The following is a 7,012-nucleotide window of genomic DNA, read 5'->3' as shown; positions in this document are numbered from 1 at the left end:
GCATTATGTTGCCCAATATTAAAAACAGTCAGGCCAGTTGGTTAACCGTTGGTAAAGCAACCGCACAGCTTTGTTTACATGCAGGTGCAAATGATTTTGGATCGATTATGATCGAAGAAAATGTAGTATCGGCTGCTGGCGCACCACACCGCTTTACCGCGAATGGTATCCAGCAATCTATTAAGGCTGCCGGTTTCGAACCTCAGTTACGCGGACAGAAATATAACTATAGGGATTTACCTGAGCATTTGGAAGAACAGGTGATCACATACTAGAGATAGAGCTGGATAATGTGAATGGAATATGTAAGATGGAAATATATTCTATTATGCGCATTGATCTTAAAATCCTATCATCTTAATAATCTTAATAATAAAGGGAAGTAAAACCAAGTTCTACCTCCCTACCTTAAACAAAACATTACCTAATTAATAATGTAAAAATTTTTGCTATGATAGCTTTTTGCCGTCTTTCAAGAATAAGTTAGCAATTGTGATTACGCTGGCTTTATCCAAAGGCTCATCAAAACTTTCTACCGCTACAGCTTTGGTTATGCCTGCATTGCCACCTATACCTATAATATTTGCACCAGCTTGTACGGTTAAATCTTCGCCGGCATAAACAGCATCTACCTGAGGAACTCCAGAATCGTTTGCCTGACCTGAAGCACCAAGACTAACCCATGGTTTATATATTGCTGTACCGGCCGCTGTACGCATTTGACGGATGTGAGAAGCATGACGTGCCTCCACCGAGTGGATCTGTAAAGCAGTTTGCAGTACTCCCGGACTTACCCCGCATAGGCAATTGGTGCACGGGCAGAACTTCCCAAAGCACCTACCAATAAATCAACGTGTGCTTTTTCGTGATCACGAATGGTAGTAATGGCGGCTTGACTGGCTGCATTAGGAAAATTAAAAGTAACATCAGTTACTGCCGATCCAGGAGTTTTGCCTACAATACAGTGATTATAAAAATGGTATTCCAAATACTCTAGCGATAATGCAAAGTTCAATACATCAACAACCGCAGCAGGTAAAGCTGTTTGTCCATATGCTTTTTGAAACATTGAACCTAGGGCTAGCGGCATAGCAGCCAAAGAGATTTTTTTGCCCATGTTGAAAAAGCTTTTCATTGCAGCTCTTCTCGGATTTAATCTCTCATAGATTTCACCGTCAACTTTTTCAATTTCTTCTAATATATTTACAATATTCATGATTTTCTGATTTTAAAAATTAAAGATTGATAACATTAATTTTGGTTTTGATATATTTTCCAGCAATGGCTAACACCTTATCTGGCGTTAAAGCTGCATCTAAACCAGCTGAGTTATTGGCACCCAATGGAGCAAGGCTATTTAAATCAGCAAACGACCCGTTTGAGATTAAATCACGAACATAGGCTGCATGACGAGCCTCAACCGAAACAATCTTACCTGCTAACAATAAATAAGTACCATTTTTAATTCTTGGTCCGGCACCATTGTATGCTGCCACGCCCAAATCTTCGAAAGCCATTGCCGTACCTAAAACACTGGCAGAACTGGTAAAATCAATTGATGAAAAATCTACCTCCAAACTTCCTATTGCAGCGGTACTTAAAGCAGCTTTAAAAAACTCCCTGTGTGCAATCTCATGGAACTGGATATCCTGAAAATATGCTTTTTGAGCAGCTGTGAAACTTGCAGGAGGTGCTGAAGCAACTTTTATATAAAATGCGGCCTCTAATTGCTCTAAAGCATATGCATAATTTAATACGCCGAAATCATCTTTAAAATCTAAGGTTGCGCCTCCCATAATAGGATTCTCGTAACCACGATCTTTTTTACAACCGGCCGCAACCAAGGCGATGCCAGCAGCGCCTGCACCTGCATACTGAAGAAAAGATCTTCTGCCTACAGTTTTGTCAAATAAACTTTTTTCCTGAAGTTCATTTTTTGTTTCTAGTTCATTGTGTTTCATAGTAATCTATGTTTAGTGGTTTTGAATTCGTTTGATGATACATACGTGACAATCAGAACACTGGTTTTTTTGATTTGCATTTTTTTTTGTAAGCGCATTTTAATACATTCACCAACCTATAGTTATGACAACATTAAAAGCCATTATTGTTGATGATGAGGAGTTTGCCCGATCATCATTGTTTTTTTTACTGCAACAGAACTGTCCACAGGTAGAAATTACCGGTATTGCAAGATCTGTAGCGGAGGCGAAAGATATTCTGGCACACCATCCTATTGATTTAATCTTTCTGGATATAGCAATGCCCGGAGGGAATGGTTTCGAATTAATTCCTGATGCTCAAAAACATAATGCAGCAGTTATATTTACTACCGCTTATGATCAATACGCGCTGAAAGCGATTAAGGCTAACGCACTTGATTATTTATTAAAGCCAATTGATATTGATGAACTTAAAATAGCTGTAGATAAGGTTTTTCAGCACATTAAGCGCTTTAAAGGTCAGAATGAGAATGATGAAAGAATCAATAATCTGGCTTCCAGTTTAAGCTCAAGATCCGAAATCAAGAAGCTTACCCTTCCCTATGGCCAAGGTTTTAAAATGATTGATATCGATGATATCATTTATATCGAAGCCGATAGCAATTACTCTATTGTACACTTAAATAACCATGATAAAATAACGGTTTCGAAAGTTTTACGGGAATTTGAAGAGCTTTTACCGGGCGACCAATTTGTACGGATCCATAAGTCGAGCATCATCAACCTTAACCATTTAAAAGAGTATAATTCTAAAAACGGACTTCAGGTTTTCTTAAAAAATGGAGAAAGTATTAATATTTCGCGAAGAAGAGCAAGCGATTTTTTTGAAAAAATAAAATTATTTACAAAAGCGAACAGTGATCATTAAACTAGGCAAAAAAGTGCTTTTATTTACTGAAAAAGCAATACTGAAGTTAAGCTTCAGCCGCTCTTTTATTGCTTTTTTATTCGGGCTTATTATATTTATCGCTCCAAAAACGCTGCTTGCTCAAACCACTTACCTCCCCCATTATAATACTAAAAATGGGCTGGCCAGCAACAACTGTTATTACATTTTACAGGATAAAAAAGGCTTTATCTGGATTGCAACGGATAACGGATTGAGCCGTTTTGATGGTACAAATTTCCAGAATTTTACGATTGAAGACGGACTTCCCGATACCCAGATCCTCCAGATGAAAGAGGATAAAGATGGCCGCTTGTGGTTTTTTGCCTTAAACGGCCAGCTTAGCTACTTAAAAGAAGGGAAGTTTTACAACCAGGATAATGACGAACTGCTTAAAAAGCTAAACTTTAATACGGTAATTGTTTCCTTTTTAGTAGATAAACTGGGGCGGATTTGGCTCGGAACCAATGCCAACCTGATTGTTTGCTGGGACGGAAAAACGATTAAAAAGTACATTTCGCCTAATCCAAATGACAAATTTATCAATGCCTTTATACACGAAGATGAGCAAGGTAATATATTCGCCTATAGCGATTTAAGTGTACAGAAATTTAATGGAAAAACTTTTTCCATGGTCCGTTCAAAAGTGCAGCCCCTCTCGTACATGACTGCTGTCAATTCTACCCACAGATCTTTATTTTATCTAGATGCTGGCGGCTTAAAACAATATAGACATGGAACTATCAACGATCTCATATCTATTCCTCAGAATCTCATCAAGAACATGTCGGGTTATTTTTATTACGACATTGCCAGTAAAGAAGTTTGGCTATCGAATGCCAATGGTGCCTTTGCTTTGGATAAAAGCGGAAAAACTGTTCAATATCTACAGGATATCTCTGTCAATCAAATCATTAAAGATAGTAACCAAAACATGTGGTTTGCCACCAATCAGGGTATTTATATGCTTCCTAATGCAAATAACCGTTTATCCATCATTGATGCCGAATCGGGCCTGAGTAGTAACGTAATTAAAAGCATTACCAAAGATGGAAAAAACCGCCTCTGGCTGGGTACCGATGATGCCGTAATCGACGTATTAACCATCAACAATTACCAGGTAAATGAAATTGGTTTAGACGATTTCAAGAAATACAAAACCATTAAACAGGTTACTTTCGATCCAAAAGATCAATCTATATATTTTGCATCCGATTATGGAATGGGTGTTTTTAAAAATATCTACAATGGCAATAGCGAAGTAAAATATTTAAAAGAATCGAACAACTCTATGTTCGTGATCAAACATTTTAGTATCGGCAAGAATAACGACCACCTGGCTCTGGCTCTTTCATCGGGTGTTGTTTTTTTATCGGACAGAAGAAACAAATTTGAGTTTAACGCTGCGAAATACCGCGAAAAGGAAGATTTTTTTAAAGACAGGTCTTATCACGTTTTTTACGACAGCGAAGGGAATTTGTGGTTTTCGAATATTAACGGGCTGTCTCAATTTTCGAAAGGGAAATTAATTAAACATTACGAAAATCATCCTCTACTTACCAAAAGGATAAATGATATTCAGCAGCTTGCAGACGGCACTTTGATTTTGGCAACAGATGGTTATGGTTTAATTTTCTATAAGAACAGGCAAATTACCCGACAGATTACCCAAAAAGATGGCCTAACCAATAATATCTGCACCAAAATATTTGTAAAAAATAACGAAATATGGGTGTTAACAAACAAAGGTGTAAACAAAATAGCCGATTATCCCAATCAATTCACCGTGACCAATTTCGACTATGGTAAGGACCTTTTGAGTGATGATATCAACAGCTTGTTTATTGATGATAGTACGGCCTATTTTGCAACAAACAAAGGCCTGATCCTATTTAAGTACAACAATAAAAACATAGTTAAGAATCTTCCTAAGGTTTACGTTACTTCTATTATTAAGGATAATGAGCGTTTGCCGGTTGATCAAGGTAATTTTACTTTCGAAACCGGTAACAAYACGATTCTATTTACCTTTAGTGCAGTCGATTTTACCACGAGTGACATCACTTATCGTTACCGTTTAAATGAAAATTCAGCTTGGGTAGAAACCCGCACGAGGCGGTTAGATTTTTCTTCACTACAATCAGGTGATTACATATTTGAGGTAAGTGCCAAAAGCCAAAATGGTAATTGGGGCGAATCGGCAAAAATAGCTTTTACCATTAAAAGGCATTTTTGGCAAAGCTTATGGTTCTTATCTATTTTGATCCTGCTGGTAGCCTATATTTTTTATAAAGTGGCAGTTTATATTACCCGTAAGCAAAAAGATAAAGAGCAAGAGCAATTGTTGTTAAAAAACAAAGTTCTGATGCTCGAGCAACAAGCCCTACAGGCGATGATGAATCCACATTTTGTTTTCAACGTAATGAATTCGATCCAGCATTATATCAATACGCAAAATACGGCTTCAGCAAATAAGGTTTTAACGGGTTTTGCCAGATTGATCAGAAAGAACCTGGAGATCTGTACCAAAAGTTACATCTCTTTAGAGGAAGAACTAGAATACTTAAATCTTTATTTGAAATTAGAGAAGAACCGTTTCGGCGATAAATTAAAATACATTTTTAATATTGATGAAGAAATTGATAAAGAAGAAACCTTTATCCCATCTATGTTGTTGCAACCTTACGTAGAAAATGCAATATGGCATGGCATTATGCCAAAAGAAACAGGTGGTGAAATCCTGATCAATATTAAACTGAAAGATGAATTCTATCTCAACATCGAAATTATTGACGATGGGATTGGAATTGACAACTCTTTAAAGGATAAAAAGGAAACACACATTAGTAAAGGAATGCAGTTAACCAAAGAAAGATTGCACCTTTTAGGTCAGATTGGAGCAAAACCTATACACTTAAACGTTAGCCAGAATACCACAAATGGTACAACAGTATCGATTTCTATACCGTTAAAATAGAAAATTTACCGTTTACTCAATTATTAATACCACTCACTAAATAGAATCTTGATCGAACCCTCTTTAGCCTTAAACTTGTGTTAGAAATAAACGATAGTGTTTATCAAAGACGTTCTTATAGAATTGATATAGATATTTAATAACCTAACCTAAAACTATATCTTAATTCAGGTTTCATTTGTGTGTTGAAAGCGGTCTTGTTTTTAAAAGCGAGACCGCTTTTTTTATGCCCAAAAATTCTATTTTTGTATATGCCCAATAACAACATCACCAGGCACATCGAAGCCCTCGTATTTTCTTCCAGCCAAAGCATAGGTACGCAAGAAATTATACTTGCCTTAAATGTCGTTTTCAATGAAGAATTTACCGAAACACAGGTGTTCGAAAGCATAGAGCAGATTAAAGAAAAATATAGCCATGATGATTTTGCCATCGAATTGGTATTCTTAAACAATGGTTACCAGTTTCTCACCAAAAAAGATTACCATGAAACGGTTAATCAACTTCAGTTACACCGCTCGAAGAAAAAATTAAGTCAGGCCGCGATGGAAACACTTGCCATTATTGCCTACCGCCAACCGATAACCAAATTGGAAATTGAACAGATCAGGGGTGTAAATTCAGATTATTCGGTGCAACGCCTGCTGGAAAAAGAGCTGATCAGTATCGATGGAAAAGCAGAAACGCCCGGTAGGCCTATCCTATATAGCACCAGCACATTATTTATGGATTATTTTGGTTTAAATAACCTAAACCAGCTTCCTCAGTTAAAAGACATCGTAAAAGAGGAAAATACTGTTGGAGAAAATGTGGAATAAATAAATTAATTTCTTTGCTTCCAGATTGTTATTAAAAAAAGTTTTTTTGTATTTTTAAACTATAAAAGCAATTTTTATTTTTGTGTTATGAAAGCGCCAAAGAAACTCCCAACTAAGCCGACTACCAAGAAACAGGTAGACGAAGACGATGATCTTGAAGATGACGATATTCAAACAACGAAAAAGAAGCCTCAAGATGATGACGATGATGATTTTGATATGCCATTAGATGATCTTGACAACTTCGATAACTTCGACGATGACGACGACGACTATTAATATTTAAAATAACATATATTTGAAAAAGCATCCGACCGCTTGGTAGGAT

General features: G+C 36.7%; 7 protein-coding genes and 1 pseudogene. 5 read left to right on the top strand and 3 right to left on the bottom strand.

The features are described 5' to 3' along the window. Window positions 1–275, top strand: a pseudogene (locus AC1DPQ_RS14660) (dehypoxanthine futalosine cyclase); the annotation flags it as partial. 174 nt (window positions 276–449) lie between these two features. Here AC1DPQ_RS14660 and AC1DPQ_RS14655 read toward each other — a convergent pair. From AC1DPQ_RS14655 to AC1DPQ_RS14645, 3 genes are all read right to left on the bottom strand, one after another. After that, the gene (locus tag AC1DPQ_RS14655) at window positions 450–719 is read right to left on the bottom strand and encodes a hypothetical protein (RefSeq protein ID WP_477609949.1); all 270 of its coding nucleotides are present in this window, start codon (window positions 717–719) and stop codon (window positions 450–452) included. A 71-nt stretch (window positions 720–790) separates the two neighbouring features. Further along, a complete protein-coding gene (locus AC1DPQ_RS14650) occupies window positions 791–1,216 on the bottom strand; it encodes a ferritin-like domain-containing protein (protein WP_477609947.1) in 426 nt (141 codons plus the stop codon). Window positions 1,217–1,235: 19 nt separating this feature from the next. Further along, entirely contained in the window at window positions 1,236–1,961 is a 726-nt protein-coding gene (locus tag AC1DPQ_RS14645) for a ferritin-like domain-containing protein (RefSeq protein ID WP_477584574.1), read from the bottom strand. Window positions 1,962–2,085: 124 nt separating this feature from the next. On the opposite strand from AC1DPQ_RS14645, the gene AC1DPQ_RS14640 reads away from it, so the two are divergent. From AC1DPQ_RS14640 to AC1DPQ_RS14625, 4 genes are all read left to right on the top strand, one after another. Continuing rightward, entirely contained in the window at window positions 2,086–2,871 is a 786-nt protein-coding gene (locus AC1DPQ_RS14640; RefSeq protein ID WP_215128301.1) for a LytR/AlgR family response regulator transcription factor, read from the top strand. Continuing rightward, window positions 2,861–5,866 (top strand): ligand-binding sensor domain-containing protein, encoded by a 3,006-nt coding sequence (locus tag AC1DPQ_RS14635; RefSeq protein ID WP_477584571.1) that lies wholly within the window; start codon window positions 2,861–2,863, stop codon window positions 5,864–5,866. Before AC1DPQ_RS14640 ends, AC1DPQ_RS14635 begins: the two co-directional genes overlap by 11 nt. A 251-nt stretch (window positions 5,867–6,117) precedes the next feature. Continuing rightward, a complete protein-coding gene (gene scpB / locus AC1DPQ_RS14630) occupies window positions 6,118–6,684 on the top strand; it encodes an SMC-Scp complex subunit ScpB (protein ID WP_477584570.1) in 567 nt (188 codons plus the stop codon). 87 nt (window positions 6,685–6,771) lie between these two features. Next, complete coding sequence (locus tag AC1DPQ_RS14625; protein WP_057935224.1) at window positions 6,772–6,963, top strand: hypothetical protein; 192 nt, start codon at window positions 6,772–6,774, stop codon at window positions 6,961–6,963. Window positions 6,964–7,012: the final 49 nt, after the last annotated feature.

The sequence above is a fragment of the Pedobacter sp. 01T416_2 genome (assembly GCF_056398925.1).
The sequence above is the reverse complement of the archived record's forward strand: the minus strand, read 5'-3'. Positions and strand labels throughout refer to the sequence as shown.

Coding starts and splice junctions, on each gene's coding strand:
- AC1DPQ_RS14655 (WP_477609949.1), bottom strand. CDS start 719: ATGCGTACAGCGGCCGGTACAGCAATATATAAACCATGGGTTAGTCTT.
- AC1DPQ_RS14650 (WP_477609947.1), bottom strand. CDS start 1,216: ATGAATATTGTAAATATATTAGAAGAAATTGAAAAAGTTGACGGTGAA.
- AC1DPQ_RS14645 (WP_477584574.1), bottom strand. CDS start 1,961: ATGAAACACAATGAACTAGAAACAAAAAATGAACTTCAGGAAAAAAGT.
- AC1DPQ_RS14640 (WP_215128301.1), top strand. CDS start 2,086: ATGACAACATTAAAAGCCATTATTGTTGATGATGAGGAGTTTGCCCGA.
- scpB (WP_477584570.1), top strand. CDS start 6,118: ATGCCCAATAACAACATCACCAGGCACATCGAAGCCCTCGTATTTTCT.
- AC1DPQ_RS14625 (WP_057935224.1), top strand. CDS start 6,772: ATGAAAGCGCCAAAGAAACTCCCAACTAAGCCGACTACCAAGAAACAG.